A 15,128-nucleotide genomic window follows, 5' to 3' on the forward strand; every position below is an offset into this window, starting at 1 on the left:
GTCTCCTTCGAGTGTCCTTCGGATGAGCTTCGGAAAAATGATTCTTTTTCCGAAGAACAGTCGAAGGAAATCCGAAGAAGATCGGGAGTATTTTGGTTTCAATTTTGAAAATCATCAGAAATCGGATCATTTTACAGTTCTATTCTGAGAGCCTTCAAATACTTTGCGCTCAAGGTGGCAGTAAGAATATAAATCAGGCTATTGGGATTTCACAATAAAGCATAAAAAAAGCCTTCATGGTTTGAAGGCTGTATTGAAAAACGATTTTGGATAAAATATTTTATTTCCGATCTTAACATGGGGAATCTTCTTCGATTTCCTGATGCGGTGTAAGGTACTGTCGCTGATATTCAGCAAACGTTTGACATCGGCACTGTCATAATACGGAAAATGTTCAGGCTCTTTATTTTGCAGGGCCCTTAAAATTTCAACAAAAAGAGCCATTAATTCCTTAGTAGAAGGGTCTGCTCCCGATTGAGGATTGACATATTGTTTCATCACTTTAGTTCTTTGGTGTTATAGGCAGTCGTACTTATTTTTCATAAAATCTAACGATAATATTCGCATATCATGATCAGACACAAATAGACTTGCTTCAAAATAAATACCAATAAATAACTGATAATCAAACAACAAAAAGCCTATTTTAATATAATAAAAGATTTTTCACCATTTTTGGAAAAACCTTAACGAGATTGATAAAAATTATTTGTTAAATGATTTAAAAAAGATTAAAATAAAAAAATTGATTTTTTTTAACAGGTACATTTTTACTCATACTCCCGGCTGTCTGAAATACCCACTGTAACAACAAGATACCACAACCGTTCAAGAGCAGTAAATATGTTATTGATGCTTTAAGATTGATTTTACTGTTTCATAGGTTTAACCAAAGTCATCAATATGATCATTATTATAAACAATATCACTAAACCTGTATATCCTTTATAACTTTCTTTAAAATCATATTCTAGAAACCGTTCATTTTTAATAAACAGGAAGTTGACTATTAACATCACTACTGGTAATAAAAAAAAGAAAATATTCTTAGACTGGAGAAGAAAATAGTTTCCCAAAAAAATATTATCAATAGTTGAAAAGCTTACATTAATAAAAATTGAAATGATCACAATCAACCAAAATTTTTCTACTCCCCGGTCTTTATATTTAAACTTATCCATTCTTTTATACAAACAGTCTAAATGGAAAATTAAATAATCTATATATTTTATCACTTTTTAAAAATTTGTTATTGAGGCCCTGGCTTCAAATCATGGAAAATACTTTTGTCTGCCATCGTCTGGAAACGGCCTTTCTCAATACCCTATTGAAGAACAGTATCCATACTCCAAGATTCACTTGTTATGACGGTCCAACCGCAAAATAACGATTATTTATAATATCTGGAAACTATTGTCAACATCTTTGACAAGGGATTGCAAAAGGATCTGAACATCCTGAAATATAAGTCCCTTTCGAAATCTCTGCGAATTTCGTTCACAAAACAAAAAAAGCTGCCTCTCAAAAGAAGCAGCCTATAGATTGCTGATCAATCTAACAATTATTTTTTAGCTTTTACATCGATGGCGATCTCGATATCTTTGCTGATCATCCATTCTGCAGGATCTGCTTCTGAAGTACCGAATTTGATTCCCCAATCTGCTCTGTTCACTGTAAATTTAGCCTGAATTGCTGCTGAATTTTCTGCAACGTCTACTTTAGCTGGGAAAGTAACGTTCATTGTTTTTCCTGATAATGTAAGGTTTCCGCTTACTGTTTTGTTTGCTCCTGCTACTGCATCTTTCGGAGCCTCCTTTAAATCTGTAACGCTTGTGATTTTAAAGTCTGAAGTTGGGTTTTTCGCTACATCAAAGAAGTCAGGATTTTTTAGGTGAGCTTCAAGGTCTGCCGGTTTTTTATCTTTTTCTGTTACTGAAGCCGGATCTACTTTGATAGAATTCATATCAATAATAAAATTACCCGCAGCAACCTGACCTCCGTCTACGCTAAGATCCCCTGATTTTACCGTAAGCGTTCCCCAACGAGGAGCCATTCCTCCTTTGTGGAATGCTTTCCAGTTGACTACAGAACCTACTGTGTCTACTGCCAATACTTCTCCTTTGCTTTCTGCTACTTTCTGTTCCTGAGCTGTAGCTGCAGTATCCGCAGATTTTTCTTTATTACATGATGCTAAAAGCAATCCTACTCCTACTAATGCAATTACGCTAATTTTTTTCATATTGTTGAAATGTTTAAAAAGTTGATTGAAATTTTGTTGTTTTCGGGTACAAAAATAGAAAAACCTTGTTTCCAGAACCTTAACATACATCAAGAAATTAAAATAATGTCAGAAAAAGGGAGATCAAGATATTCATCTCTTTACTTTTTAAAGGCCCAACAATCTTGATTTAAGGGTATTGAACTCTTCTTCTGATAATGCTCCGCTCTGTTTCAGCTTCATCAGTTTCTCTACTTCTTCAGCATTAGACGAATGATTTTGGGTATAAAATTGAGGAGTAGCAGCTTTTCGGCTGTTTGGCGTACTGTTATATTTTGTATTAAAAGCATTCACCTCCATAGTAAAAAATATAATTGCTTCAACAAACGCAATGATACAAGGAACAAAGGTCCAGCAAAATAATAAATAAAGAATCCCGGCAACAGGTTTATTCAGGTAAAATTTGTGAACGCCAATTCCTCCAAGCAAAAGAGCCAGAATACCGGCTGTGTTTTTATCTTTCATACATTATAAATTTCCAGCAAAGAAAAGTGATATTTCAAGGCAGAACTTACGGGAAACCATAAAATCATATTTTCAATAATCGACGGTATCATTTTATTCCCTATTGTCTGTATTTTTCTATTGTATATGTTGTTTCGGAATATAATAAAAATGTAATTTTGACACTTCAAAAAACGCAGATTTTAAATCAAATATGTCAAAAAAACTAATCTACCTGTTTGCTTTAGGCGCAGTACAATGCCTTCATGCACAAACAAAAGCTGAAGAAGCTTTAAAAACATTCGAACAAAAATATCCTCAGGAAAAAATACATCTCTTATTAGATAAAAGCCGTTTTGTGGCAGGGGAAAACCTATGGTTTAAATCATTTGTATTTGACGGTTACAATACTTCGTCCATTTCTACCTCATTATTTGTTGAGCTTTACGACAGTAATAAAAAACAAATCGGTAAAAGTCTCATTCCGCTGCTTAACGGTGAAGGAAGTGGAAGTATTCTGCTGCCCGTGACCTTAAAAGAGGATGTTTACTACATCAGAGCATATACTTCCTGGATGGCGAATTTCAGCGAAGATTTTCAGCTTATCAAACCAATTACGGTGTATAACCCAACGTCTTCTGAGAAACTGACCGCCACCACCACAACACACTGGACGGCTTCTGTATATCCTGAAAGTGGAAATTTTATAGACGGCATTTCTACAAAGGTTGCGGTAAGGCTTCAGTCCAACGGTGCTGAACCTACTGATTGGGAAGGATATGTAATAGATTCTGAAAATCCTGGTGAAAAGATGGCAGCTTTTAAAGGGCTGGATCAAAATGTAGGGTTACTGACCATGACTCCCAAAAGCGGAAAGAAGTATCAGCTGGTCATTGAGGATAAGCAAGGCGGAAAGCAGAATATCCCTTTACCGGATGTTTCGCCATCGGGAGTAAGCCTACAGGTCATCTCCGGGAGTGATGCTGTGAAATATACTCTGAAGTCTAAAAACCTGCCCCAGCAGTCTCAACATTACAAAGTACTGGGAACCATCAACAATCAGTTGGTTTATAAGGCTCAAGTGAACAAGGTTGCGGATGAAATTCAATATTCTATTCCCAATAATCAGCTTGTGAATGGAATTTTACAGCTTACGGTTTTTGATGATAACGAAAATATAGTAGCCAATAGGTTGTCTTTTGTGCAGCCACAGCTGTTACAAGTGAAAAAACCGACATTGCAGTCTCTTTCGCTGGACCATACGCCCCGCGCAAGAAATTCATTTGACATTTCCAAAAATCCGGAGTATTCCGGCTATACGGTGTTGGTTCTTGATGCAAATACCAAGAGTACGGAAGATGATCAAAGTCTGTTGAGTTCTTTATGGCTTACCGGTGACATTACTTCAAAGATTATCAATCCAGCTCAATATTTTACCAGCAACCGTAATACGGAAGCTCTGGATGCGCTTTTAATTTCGGAGAGATGGAAACGTTTTGACTGGAAATCCATCATTTCAGGAAATTATCCAAAGATCAAATACCAGCCTGAAAGTTATCTTTCTTATAAAGGGAAAGTGAGTGTTCAGGGAAAACCGGCTCCCAATACAGATGTCAATTTAATTTTTGATTCCAGTTCGGGGTCTAAAATTTTTCAGATCAAGTCTGACGCCAGTGGTTTTTTCGTCATGAATAATTTAATTTTTGAAGACTCTATGAAGTTTTCTTATCAGTTAAACAGTGACACAAAAGACCCTAATACTAATTATTCAGTTTATTTCCAGCCTAATTTCGGTTTTATACCGTATATGAAGAGCCTGCCTTTATCTTCCTACAAGCTTACGCCGAGATCTCAGGATGATAAACCGTCTGAGGAAACTACCCGTTCTTTGGCCAGTCTGAATACACAGAAACTCATCAATGAGAAGGTAATCAATATTGAAGAGGTAAAAATAAGAGGTGAAATAAGAAGTAAGACCAAAAAATTAAACAGTGAGCTAAGCAGCGCTTTATTCAAAAGTGCCCGTGAAGATGTGTTTGATTTTGTGAATGATCCCAGTGCGATCATTTCCACTAATATCCTACAATGGCTACAGGGAAGGGTGGCCGGACTAAGGATAGAAACGCAGGGTGGTACTTCTACCCCTTACCTGCAAGGACAAAAAACAGAGGTTTATCTTGATGAGATGCCTGTGTCTACCAGCCAGATTGCCAATATGTCGACCTCTGACATTGCTATGGTAAAGGTGATAAAAGGTTTTTTTGCAGGAGGTTTCGGAGGAGGTAACGGTGCCATCGCCATCTATACCCGCCGAGGAGGAGGTTCTACCGGAAAAGTGATTGACAGAAGTCTACCCTCCCAATTGAGGCAGATCACATTATCCGGCTATGATAAAGAAGTTCCTTTTGAGGGCCCTATCTATGGGAATGACAGTTTCAAAAAGATTCCACAGGATACCAGAAGTGTTTTATTCTGGAATCCTAATCTTGAAGTGCAGCCCCAGGAGCCTACATCAGTAGAGTTTTACAATAATGACGATACCAAAAAATACCGCGTTATTATTATAGGACATGATAAAACGAATGAGGTTCCACTTTATTATAATGAAGTACTCCCTTAATTTGGATAAAAAAAGTCTGGTTACTGCTGTGGTAGCCAGACTTTTTGTTTATTTTGGTTTATCCCTATTATTAAAGTTTCCAAGAACATCCATTTTTACCATTAAATGCTCCATTCGTAATTAAGCCATTCTTTATTTTCCATCTTCAGACCCATAAAAATTCAGTACTTCACCAGTATTTTTATTGATATTGATGTATATTTTACAGTATCTACAATTGTCACTTTTTACTACAATATGCCAAATTTTATTATCTTCAATCAAACTGATTTTATAGGGTTTAGCTTTCTCAGGATCAAGAAGATTCCGTTTTTTAATTAATATATCAACATATTTTATTATCGTTTCTTCATCGGGTATTACATCTATTCCATAGCGATATACAATTGAACAAGGTAACTGATCTATTCCTCTGTTTTTATCTTTGCATTTTTTTTGTACTTTTTGCTGTGCTATCAAAGATAATGGAAATATACATAGAAATAATGCTAATATAATCTTAAGCATAATTAATGACTTTTGTTGTTTAGGATCAAAATTATTGGATAATATATTTGATATATTTGCGGGAGAAATACTATTAAATCTTAATGATTTAACAACTAGATCGGAAGGAGGTCTTTTTGTTTTTCTATCATTGGAATAATTTGAACCTACATTTCCTAAATGATCTCGATCTTTTCCTTGCCCTTCAAAATTTCTTGATGTATACACAACATCTTTGCCAGAAGGCGCTATGTTATTTAATTTTCCTTTCTTATCCATTTCATAAATGTCTTCGTTTCTTCCATCCGGATCTATGAATCTCAAAGGGTTATTATATGCTTATCGGATGGTATCATCTTCTATACTTTCTCTGCCAACGGAGCCACCACACGCTCCATCTTCCTAAATCCGGCATATAAAAACGTGCACCGTAATCATACATTCCCGTCCCCTGTGGTTCTTTCACGTTGTACTTATAGCCATAATACCCCCCAAATTAGAACTGCCTGCCATTCCTTCGATGTGATTTAATCTAAAAGGATAATAGTTGTTGGTATCTGTCACTTGAAGAGCTCCTGTGCTGTTTTTAGCACAGTTTACCTGGGTATTTCCCAAGTGGTCTTTATACTGGTAAATATAACGGTTTTATTAGCTTAATATCAATAGACTTTGCGAAGTGGTGTTGCTAGTGGATGAGACTTCTATTATTTATTTTCACAATCAGTTATCATAAAAATTTTTGTTTTATCAATATCTTTGACAAAACTTTTATTTACAAAATATAGCGCATACTCATTAACTAGCGATTGCCTCCCTTTAGGAATATTTGAAATACTTAAATTTGTTTCTTTAAAATAAGAATTAAAAAAATTAATAATTCTAATGTCATTTTCTTCACCTAAATCATAAATTATTAAAGAGCCTTTATAATCATAAGTTTTAAATTTATTAGACAAATGGTCATTATAATTCATTGTTGCAATACCAAATAAATATTCATCTTTACATTTTTTAATTAAACTTATTTTTAGATACAAAAATTTCTTCGAAGAAATTTTTGTATCTAAGTAATTATATAGTTCTTTTTTTTCAAAAGTTTGAGCTGTACATCCATAGCTTATTAATAATATCAATAATAAATTAAAGATTCTAGTCTTTTTTAAATTTTCCTTCATAAGCTTTAATTATTGAGTTGTATTCCCAGATTCACATTCTTTCAGAATATAGACAATCTGATGTTCCGAAAATTTGCTCTTTTTCATAACATTAACAAACTAAATTTAATAATTTTAATTTGTCTGAAAAACAGGGAAGCTTACCATATTATCCCAAAAATAATTATATAAAGAAATAGCTTTATTAGTCTAAAATGCTTAAATACCGGAAAAAGCTGCATTATTCAATGCAGCTTTATTATGTTTCGTAATTTGCAAAAATTGAATTTTGTTAAAAGAATTTTATTTGATACAAATATTTTGATCCTCTTCCGCAGTATAATAATTGTTATACTTTATTATAGTTGAATCATTTAAAATGTATATTTTAGGTGAGTCACCACCTTGTTGGATTAAACCACTTACAGATGTTACTTTAAAGGAATATTTTTTCCCTAATTCAATTTTAGTACAAGTATTATTGTTAGTCGGTTTAAATATTTCTATAATATCCATGTTATCTGCTATTAATATGCTAACTTCTTTATTTTCTTTAAAAGAGATTATTTTCCGTGTTATATTAGCAGGTTTTGAACTAATAATTACATTGTTTGTTTGGCAACTGTAAATAAAGAAAAAAAATAAAAAAACTATATTTTTCATAAAATTATTTTTTTAATCTTTTATGATCTGAATAAACTTTATATAAAGACTGTGTCTGAATTTTTCCATTAGCATCTTTTTTTCCGGCAAAACCTTAATAATACTTTCTTGTTGTTGTTCCAACAGTCTCAAATCTTGTTCTAGCTGATATCACCAAATTATCATATGGCATCATGCCTCTTGTTTGATCATGGAATTTATCAAATATTGGATTAGGATTTAATGCTGTTTTTATCGGAACGTCTGTTTTTGTATTTAAAGATTCTTGGGTAATAAGAACATTTTCGACAACTTCATGTGTTATTCCTGTGCCTTTTTGTGTTCCTATAAAACTTTCTGCACTTCCTAATACATCAGGATTTGTATACTGAGTTCCTGTACTAATTCCGGAGGCTGAGTCATAATCGGCACCATCAAAAGATCCTCCAGTCATTAAGCCTCCACTTGGTGTTACATTGTTATTCTCAGCATAAATTCTGGAATCAATATTGGTATTCTTTATACCATCATATAGAACTTTATCAGTCGCTGAAAGCTTATTATACTCACTTTTACTTAGCTTTGCAGTTTCTAATTTCCCATTTGAATCCTTTGTCATAGCAAGACTACTATTGGCATTTAATTGTTCAAGTGCTTTATCTGCTAAATTTCCTAAAAAATGAATGCCTTTATTTTCCATTCCATCAGGATCAATAAAACGAAGTGAATTATTAAATGCATATGGGTAAGTACTCCAACTTCTTGATTTCTCCGAGAGCGGATCTATCACCCCCATCGTCCAATATCCGGCATATAAAACTTCGCTCCATAGTCATACATCCCAGTTTCCTGCAATTCCTTCCCGTTATATTTATAGCTATAATACCCTCCAAAGCCAGAACTGCCTGCCATTCCTTCAATGTGATTCAATCCAAAAGGATAATAATTGTTGGTATATGTTACTTCAAGAGCGCCTGCGGTCTTTGGCAAAGCTTACCCTGATATTTCTAAGGTGGTCTTTGTAGTTATAAATATAACGATTTTCTGTGAAGCTGTAAAAACCTTCCGTAGTGGGGACAAAATCAAGAAGCCATTTCGGAGCAATTGGCTTCAAACCATCCTTATTTTCAGCTTTGAAAGCTTCGTGTTCAAAATCTACACTGGTCTTACACCACAGACAGGGCTCAAGGGTTTCATAAAGTTTATACTGGAAACCATCAAGATAATCGGTAATATCATTAGTCTTTGATTGGCCTTTTCCATCTCCACCGGAAGTATTTATCTTTCGAAGCTTTACCCCATCTGCACGATAAAGATAACTCAACTCAAAACTTATAGTTCCGCCAAGAGGATTATTCTGAGCAATTGAAAAATAGTCAGGCAAATTAAGATGATTATAAGTAATATAATAGATCCCCTTATCTTTCATATTAATCATACTTCCATTCAGATTATAATCAATAGCATTGTTTCCGCCTTCATAGCCGGTATCATTCAACGCATCTTCTATTACTTTATTCAATTGGTTTCCTGTGTATTGATAGGTAAGATCATCGACTAAGGTAGAAGTTAGTCCGTATATGGGAACTGCCCAACGTTTCAGAGTGCCAATGTTTCCGTTCATATCATAGGTAAGGTGTTCATCAAAATTTCCACTGACCCCTGTTGAGGGTTCCTTATAAAAAGCTTTGGTTAATCTGCTAACCTTCTCATATTCGTAATCATAACGTTTCAGCAGATTTTCGGAGCCATTGTTCCAGCTACTTCCGCAATATTTCCATTGTATTTTCCAGTCGACTGAGTGTTGACAGGATTATTATACCTTATTTCATACCAAAATAGTTTTCCATTCAAATTAGAAGGATCATTAATCTTAGTCATCCAGCCTCTGATATTGTATCGGTAATCGATCTGCTGAAGTGGTGAAGCCGCTGCAATCCCTCCTATTTTCTTAGATTCAAGCTGGGAAAGTTCATTGTATTTGTTCTAGGTAAGGTATTCTACAGGATTATTATCTACCTGATGTTTGTGTACCAACAATCTGTTTTGTAAATCGTATTCAAAATTCTCTGTGATCACCCTTTCTGTATCGGAAGTCGGTCTTTTATGTCTGGTAAGGGTCTTTTTACAATACAAAACCACGGCTATTGAGCCGTGGTTTTTTTATTATTACTTCACCACACGATGCAATCTTACAGCAACGAGGGGAAGGAGCATAAATCATTCTAATATCATTTTGCTAAAACATGTTTTTAAATTTTAATAATTTTTCTTTTAATTCTTCTTTATTACCCGTAGCTTTAAACTGGTTATCTTTTTGAAATTTATTTTGTAAACTTTCAATTTGAATTAGATTTATTCCAAAAAAATCATCTTTTAGCATTCTATAGTCATGATCATCCATATAAAAAGTAGCACCAATATTATAGAAATAATTAGCACAATCTTGTTTAAACTTTACACCAACATTATCATTGTAAAATATTTCATCTAGTAAATCAATATTTAAATATTTATAAGTATACTCGATAAGTGTATAAAAAGAAAAAGAATTAGTGAAACTTCCAATCAAGTTCAAAATATCACTATAAGTAATTTTCTCCCATAGCTCAGGTAAACACACGAATAACTGAACAGAATATGTAGAGTTAACTTTTTCAAAATTGTAAAAAAGAAACTCTAAATAACTTACGGATAGTATCTTTTGTAAATAATTATGCTTTTCTATATAGAATCTATCGATTGGATAGTATTTTAATTCTTCTATTTTTTTATTGTTAGATAGAGAGTCCGACAACTCCTTAACATATAATGCTACATCAATTTTTTTCATTATTCTCCAAATTTTGTTATTTTCGCTTTACTTACATCAATACCTGACTTAGATAGTATTGATTTATAGCTATTAGCATCTACAACTGTCGGGGCATAGTGTCCTGAAATATTATTAATATCTGTAACAATACCGTTTTCCAGAATAATCTGTCCTGCTGCTTGAACATTCTTTGCTTCACCAGATAAGTAATAATGGCCAGAACCTGCTTTAAATTCTCCTGATTCCGTTACTACAAAATCAAATCGACCATTTCCGCTTCCTCCTACGGAAATATTCCCATCTTTTATTGCCACACTTAAACTTTCACCTGCTTGTGGTGCTGTACTTTTAGCAGATATTAAATTAATTGATTCTTCAGCCTCAACAGCAGCCATTCTTTTCATGCCTCCTGCTTTAGAAAGAGCCTTGCCGCTTGCTACAATAACTGCGGCAGAGCCTATTGATTCAGGATCTCCCTTTGCTACTCCTTTTGCTGTTTGAGCAAGTGCTTTCGCTCCTGTGCTTTCATATAGAATGTTTCCAGCCTCTCCTACTGCTGCCTTTGCACCGCCATGTTTATATGCTCCATAAACTTTTTTCCCGGCTTGATAAGTGTCATGTATTCCTGCATACCCCATAGTAACAGGATTATATTTCACACCTGACGAAACGATCCCCGTTATAGCATTTCCAGCTCCTCTTCCAAATCCGTTTGCAAAACTCTTAACCTGTTTCCAAGTTGGCCAAGGCCACATTCCATCCGGATCAATAAACATTACAGGATTATCAAGTGCATAATTATAAGGAGAAAATCTTCTTCCTAATTCAGCAGCTGGATCAATCACCCCCCATCTTCCTAAATCCGGCATATACATCCTCGCACCATAATCAAAAAATCCGGTTTCCTGTAATTCCTTACCATTATACTTATAGGAATGATAACCTCCGAAATAAGAATTGCTTAATCCTCCAGAGATATGATTCAACCCAAATGCATAATAGTTGTGAGTATCTGTTATTTCAAGAGTACCATTACTATCCTTGGCAAAACTTACCCGGGCATTTCTAAGGTGATCTTTATAATACTAAGTATACTTATTGTTTTTTTTAATAAACATATTATTTTTATATCCAACATATTATTTCACCACACGATTCAGTTTTGCAGCAGCTAGGTCATAAAAATGTAACCGCTTTATAAAAAAATTAACGATATGTGAGTTTTTTTATCTGCTATACAATAGTAAAGATAATTAGTTCTTCGATTTCTTAGAGAGGTTTGTATTAAAATCTTTAGGAAGATTGTTCAAATCTAGTATTTCGATTTTATTATTTTTGTCATTCCAAAAAATAAAATTCTTATTATCCTTATACCATTGCTTCCAATCAATATAATTACCTTTTGTAGGAGATATTGAAAATTCAAAGCTTTTATCTTTATGAGGTTCTATGGTAGATAAATCGGATAAAGATTTACATGCCTTATTTAAGTCACTAGCATTCTTGATTACTTTCTCACCAACAAACATCTTAACTACATTTAAATCTTTCTTGTATTCGTTCCGAGCTCTAATAACTCTGTAATCAATTGATTTACAAGAGTAAATGAAAGCAAAAAGGATAAACATTATTAATGATTTTAATTTATTCATAATCTATTTTTTTACAACATTCCCTCTATTTAATTCATATGAAACATTTGTAACTTTTCCATTTTTGAAAAAAGGAGTTGTTACTGTTCTCGAAAGAACTGGAAAAGTTCTACTGAATCCATTCTGTTTTATTGTTTCTCTTTCAAGTAAATCGTTAGTAATAACGGATGCTCCCCTTTCCCAACCTCCATTGATTTTACTTTCAGCATTAGTGATTGCCATATCATGATGCCCTGTTTTTTCAATATTTACATAATCATCATGTCCTCCTGAAAGGAAAGTATTCTGTTCATATACTTCATGTCCAAAAATACTATATTTACTATATGGCCCAGTTTCTTTACTAAAACTATTTACATCATCTATATCCATATTTACAAAACCTCCAGCTTTATTTCTGGATGCTATAGGAACGCTGATATCACTTTCAGATAAACTGAAAACATTTTTATTACTAGATTCAACTGCGGTGTTCAATACATTATAAAAAGCTTTTTGTTCTTTATTTAATCCCGCTATTTGTTTGTCGTTTATATTTATTTCAACTTTACCATCTTTTACAGATATATAATTGCCTCCTAAACCTTCATTCATTAAAGTTGTTGCTTTATCAATAGCAGATTGTTTTCCTATTAAAATAATATCTTCATTTTGCCTCCCATCCGGATCAATAAATCTTAATGGGTTGTTAAAAGCATAATTATAAGGACTATGTCTCGTCATTTTCTCTGCCAGTGGATCAATCACCCCCCATCTTCCTAGATCCGGCATATAAAACCTCGCTCCATAATCAAAAAATCCGGTTTCCTGTAATTCCTTTCCATTATACTTATAGGAATGATAACCTCCGAAATAAGAATTGCTTAATCCTCCAGAGATATGATTCAACCCAAATGCATAATAGTTGTGAGTATCTGTTATTTCAAGAGTACCATTACTATCCTTGGCAAAACTTACCCGGGCATTTCTAAGGTGATACTTGTATCGGTAAATATAACAATTTTCTAAACCCGTGTAGAAAAGCCACTGCTGATTTAGCAATGGCTCTTGTCTTATTATAGAGGAAGGATGAGCATAATGCTTGCTCCATCAAGCAATTTCAATATTGACAATCTTTTTCTGATAAAATACTTTTATAATATTTTAAACCACAAGAACAATATTTCGCCGTCCGTTATTTGAAAAACTCTAATAATAGAAAAAAGTAATCTGGTATTTCCATTAGGTATTTATACTAAGAAATGTAAATGCCACATAAAATAATTTTTGTGCATTAAAGTGATATTACATCTTATTTTCACTTTTTAACATCTATTATTTCTCCTCCTTTAGAAATTTGATACATTTTTAATAAAGAGAATTTGCTTAAAAACTTTTTAAATTCTCGAGGATTAACAATTTCAGCATCAATAATTTTACCATTAATGTAAGTAATTTTATAGTCTTTATTTATACCAATAGTCCAGAGTCTAGTATTTTCGTCTAACCTATCCGAATAAATTGCCTGATCCAATAGCTTTGTATTATTTCTTTTATCAATTTTAAAATTTAACAATTTAAAATATTCTTGACATTTATTTACTGTATTAAAATCACAAAAAACAATAATATTCTTGTTTTGAAATGTAAACCATTGATAGTTACCGGCATTTTTATAAAGTTTAAAGTCTTTGTCTAATGTTTCTATATATAAACCAATTTTATTAGATGTCGAATCTGAAAATATACTTATAGCTATATAATCTCCATATTTAAAAGGTCTTTTTAAAGTGTCTTTCACATAAAGCTTAATGGCTTCGTTCGTTATTTCTCCTAATTTCTCAACCTTATTTTGTGCTGAATATTGAGAAAATAAAAGAAATGATATTAAAAATATTAATCTTTCCATTTTTCTTAATTTTTATGATACCCATTCTTTATTGAAGTAACTTCTTCTTGATTATAGTAAACAGTTTTGGCCCCAGTATGATATCTAGGATTGTACATAAATAATGTTGCTGTTCCTGGAAACCTAGAACTACTATTTTTATCTCCTTGACTTACAGGTTTTCCTATTAGGTTTACTTTTTCAAAATCATTTCCATTTTGCCCCTTCATTCTTATATCATATCCACTAGGACTAATTTCATATACATTATTTGGGTGGTTGTGTCCAAACAAAGTAATTGAATTATCATCGAAATAATTTATAAAAGGGTGGATTGATACGGCCCCTGAAGTAGCGGGTTTGTCCAATACTCCATCTTTTCCAACTATTGATTTTTGATTACCATCTTTTAAACCTGTTCCTATTATAAACTCAACATCTGCATTATTAGAAATGTATTTATGTACACTTAAGGCTTTACTCTCATTATCGAAATCAATTAAGCTATATGTCTGATTACTACCATTAGAGTATTCTATATTTCCTGTTGTCGTATGTTCAGCGATATAACCTTTTTCTCCAATATCTACTCCTCCATCATTTTTTGCTTTAAGATTACCGCTACTATCAAAATTCTTAGAAGCATAAATAACGTCTCTATCTGACTCTCCTTTCCATGTTATACTCCCATTTCTATTTAGCTCATAAATATCTTCATTTCTTCCATCCGGATCAATAAATAGTAGAGGGTTATTATATGCATATCGATAAGGAGTCCATCTCCTATCTTTTTCTGCCAGTGGATCAATCACCCCCCATCTTCCTAGATCCGGCATATACATTCTTGCTCCATAATCAAAAAATCCGGTTTCCTGTAATTCCTTACCATTATACTTATAGGAATGATAACCTCCGAAATAAGAATTGCTTAATCCTCCAGAGATATGATTCAACCCAAATGCATAATAGTTGTTAGTATCTGTTATTTCAAGAGCGCCTGTGCTGTCCTTGGCAAAGCTTACCCTGGCATTTGTAGTTATAAATATAATAAAAATGCCGCGCAAAAGAATTCATGCGGCAATGAAGCAAAATTATAGTAATATAGATTTGTGTTTATTTTGATTCTTTAATCTATAAATATATATTTTGTTTGCAGTCTTTGTTGAATCA

18 protein-coding genes are annotated in these 15,128 nt (G+C 33.1%); 1 reads left to right on the forward strand and 17 read right to left on the reverse strand.

The window, feature by feature from the left end; all coding sequences use genetic code 11:
* Positions 1–234: 234 nt before the first annotated feature.
* The 3 genes from ACL9RH_RS07330 to ACL9RH_RS07340 all read right to left on the reverse strand — a co-directional run bounded on the left by ACL9RH_RS07330 (position 235) and on the right by ACL9RH_RS07340 (position 2,743).
* Positions 235–498 carry a helix-turn-helix domain-containing protein gene (locus tag ACL9RH_RS07330; RefSeq protein WP_422692709.1) on the reverse strand — a complete coding sequence of 88 codons (264 nt, stop codon included), beginning with the start codon at positions 496–498 and terminating at the stop codon, positions 235–237.
* Positions 499–1,561: 1,063 nt separating this feature from the next.
* A complete protein-coding gene (locus ACL9RH_RS07335) occupies positions 1,562–2,239 on the reverse strand; it encodes a YceI family protein (protein WP_422692710.1) in 678 nt (225 codons plus the stop codon).
* Positions 2,240–2,386: 147 nt separating this feature from the next.
* Positions 2,387–2,743: an NINE protein gene (locus tag ACL9RH_RS07340; protein ID WP_422692711.1), complete on the reverse strand. Its 357-nt coding sequence runs from the start codon at positions 2,741–2,743 to the stop codon at positions 2,387–2,389.
* A gap of 193 nt (positions 2,744–2,936) precedes the next feature.
* Here ACL9RH_RS07340 and ACL9RH_RS07345 point away from each other — a divergent pair, with 193 nt between their 5' ends.
* The gene (locus ACL9RH_RS07345) at positions 2,937–5,342 is read left to right on the forward strand and encodes a hypothetical protein (RefSeq protein WP_422692712.1); all 2,406 of its coding nucleotides are present in this window, start codon (positions 2,937–2,939) and stop codon (positions 5,340–5,342) included.
* A 132-nt stretch (positions 5,343–5,474) separates the two neighbouring features.
* Here ACL9RH_RS07345 and ACL9RH_RS07350 read toward each other — a convergent pair whose 3' ends face one another.
* The 14 genes from ACL9RH_RS07350 to ACL9RH_RS07415 all read right to left on the reverse strand — a co-directional run bounded on the left by ACL9RH_RS07350 (position 5,475) and on the right by ACL9RH_RS07415 (position 15,022).
* On the reverse strand, positions 5,475–6,107 hold the full coding sequence (locus tag ACL9RH_RS07350; protein ID WP_422692713.1) for a hypothetical protein: 633 nt from the start codon (positions 6,105–6,107) through the stop codon (positions 5,475–5,477).
* Between the two features lie 425 nt (positions 6,108–6,532).
* A complete protein-coding gene (locus ACL9RH_RS07355) occupies positions 6,533–7,003 on the reverse strand; it encodes a hypothetical protein (RefSeq protein WP_422692714.1) in 471 nt (156 codons plus the stop codon).
* 282 nt (positions 7,004–7,285) lie between these two features.
* Positions 7,286–7,645 (reverse strand): hypothetical protein, encoded by a 360-nt coding sequence (locus ACL9RH_RS07360; protein ID WP_422692715.1) that lies wholly within the window; start codon positions 7,643–7,645, stop codon positions 7,286–7,288.
* A gap of 94 nt (positions 7,646–7,739) precedes the next feature.
* Positions 7,740–8,324 carry a hypothetical protein gene (locus tag ACL9RH_RS07365; RefSeq protein WP_422692716.1) on the reverse strand — a complete coding sequence of 195 codons (585 nt, stop codon included), beginning with the start codon at positions 8,322–8,324 and terminating at the stop codon, positions 7,740–7,742.
* A gap of 86 nt (positions 8,325–8,410) precedes the next feature.
* Entirely contained in the window at positions 8,411–8,614 is a 204-nt protein-coding gene (locus tag ACL9RH_RS07370; RefSeq protein ID WP_422692717.1) for a hypothetical protein, read from the reverse strand.
* Complete coding sequence (locus tag ACL9RH_RS07375) at positions 8,589–9,248, reverse strand: hypothetical protein (protein WP_422692718.1); 660 nt, start codon at positions 9,246–9,248, stop codon at positions 8,589–8,591. Before ACL9RH_RS07375 ends, ACL9RH_RS07370 begins: the two co-directional genes overlap by 26 nt.
* Before the next feature lie 107 nt (positions 9,249–9,355).
* Positions 9,356–9,505 (reverse strand): hypothetical protein, encoded by a 150-nt coding sequence (locus ACL9RH_RS07380; protein ID WP_422692719.1) that lies wholly within the window; start codon positions 9,503–9,505, stop codon positions 9,356–9,358.
* 105 nt (positions 9,506–9,610) lie between these two features.
* Positions 9,611–9,760 (reverse strand): hypothetical protein, encoded by a 150-nt coding sequence (locus ACL9RH_RS07385; protein WP_422692720.1) that lies wholly within the window; start codon positions 9,758–9,760, stop codon positions 9,611–9,613.
* A gap of 103 nt (positions 9,761–9,863) precedes the next feature.
* Positions 9,864–10,457 carry a hypothetical protein gene (locus ACL9RH_RS07390; RefSeq protein ID WP_422692721.1) on the reverse strand — a complete coding sequence of 198 codons (594 nt, stop codon included), beginning with the start codon at positions 10,455–10,457 and terminating at the stop codon, positions 9,864–9,866.
* A complete protein-coding gene (locus ACL9RH_RS07395) occupies positions 10,457–11,458 on the reverse strand; it encodes an RHS repeat-associated core domain-containing protein (protein ID WP_422693689.1) in 1,002 nt (333 codons plus the stop codon). The genes ACL9RH_RS07390 and ACL9RH_RS07395 overlap by 1 nt, the downstream gene beginning before the upstream one ends.
* 234 nt (positions 11,459–11,692) lie before the next feature.
* On the reverse strand, positions 11,693–12,091 hold the full coding sequence (locus ACL9RH_RS07400) for a hypothetical protein (protein ID WP_422692722.1): 399 nt from the start codon (positions 12,089–12,091) through the stop codon (positions 11,693–11,695).
* A gap of 3 nt (positions 12,092–12,094) precedes the next feature.
* Entirely contained in the window at positions 12,095–13,132 is a 1,038-nt protein-coding gene (locus ACL9RH_RS07405) for an RHS repeat-associated core domain-containing protein (protein WP_422692723.1), read from the reverse strand.
* Positions 13,133–13,388: 256 nt separating this feature from the next.
* The gene (locus tag ACL9RH_RS07410; RefSeq protein ID WP_422692724.1) at positions 13,389–13,979 is read right to left on the reverse strand and encodes a hypothetical protein; all 591 of its coding nucleotides are present in this window, start codon (positions 13,977–13,979) and stop codon (positions 13,389–13,391) included.
* Positions 13,980–13,984: 5 nt separating this feature from the next.
* Positions 13,985–15,022: an RHS repeat-associated core domain-containing protein gene (locus ACL9RH_RS07415; RefSeq protein ID WP_422692725.1), complete on the reverse strand. Its 1,038-nt coding sequence runs from the start codon at positions 15,020–15,022 to the stop codon at positions 13,985–13,987.
* Positions 15,023–15,128 lie beyond the last annotated feature (106 nt).

The organism is Chryseobacterium sp. Mn2064, from assembly GCF_049319685.1.
Classification (GTDB): Bacteria; Bacteroidota; Bacteroidia; order Flavobacteriales; family Weeksellaceae; genus Chryseobacterium.

Bases quoted from the DNA above. Each gene is read 5' to 3' on its own strand.
- ACL9RH_RS07380 (WP_422692719.1), bottom strand. From the start codon at position 9,505: ATGACTAAGATTAATGATCCTTCTAATTTGAATGGAAAACTATTTTGG.
- ACL9RH_RS07355 (WP_422692714.1), bottom strand. From the start codon at position 7,003: ATGAAGGAAAATTTAAAAAAGACTAGAATCTTTAATTTATTATTGATA.
- ACL9RH_RS07330 (WP_422692709.1), bottom strand. From the start codon at position 498: ATGAAACAATATGTCAATCCTCAATCGGGAGCAGACCCTTCTACTAAG.
- ACL9RH_RS07400 (WP_422692722.1), bottom strand. From the start codon at position 12,091: ATGAATAAATTAAAATCATTAATAATGTTTATCCTTTTTGCTTTCATT.
- ACL9RH_RS07335 (WP_422692710.1), bottom strand. From the start codon at position 2,239: ATGAAAAAAATTAGCGTAATTGCATTAGTAGGAGTAGGATTGCTTTTA.
- ACL9RH_RS07340 (WP_422692711.1), bottom strand. From the start codon at position 2,743: ATGAAAGATAAAAACACAGCCGGTATTCTGGCTCTTTTGCTTGGAGGA.
- ACL9RH_RS07410 (WP_422692724.1), bottom strand. From the start codon at position 13,979: ATGGAAAGATTAATATTTTTAATATCATTTCTTTTATTTTCTCAATAT.
- ACL9RH_RS07365 (WP_422692716.1), bottom strand. From the start codon at position 8,324: ATGGAAAATAAAGGCATTCATTTTTTAGGAAATTTAGCAGATAAAGCA.
- ACL9RH_RS07375 (WP_422692718.1), bottom strand. From the start codon at position 9,248: ATGAACGGAAACATTGGCACTCTGAAACGTTGGGCAGTTCCCATATAC.
- ACL9RH_RS07360 (WP_422692715.1), bottom strand. From the start codon at position 7,645: ATGAAAAATATAGTTTTTTTATTTTTTTTCTTTATTTACAGTTGCCAA.
- ACL9RH_RS07390 (WP_422692721.1), bottom strand. From the start codon at position 10,457: ATGAAAAAAATTGATGTAGCATTATATGTTAAGGAGTTGTCGGACTCT.
- ACL9RH_RS07350 (WP_422692713.1), bottom strand. From the start codon at position 6,107: ATGGATAAGAAAGGAAAATTAAATAACATAGCGCCTTCTGGCAAAGAT.
- ACL9RH_RS07345 (WP_422692712.1), top strand. From the start codon at position 2,937: ATGTCAAAAAAACTAATCTACCTGTTTGCTTTAGGCGCAGTACAATGC.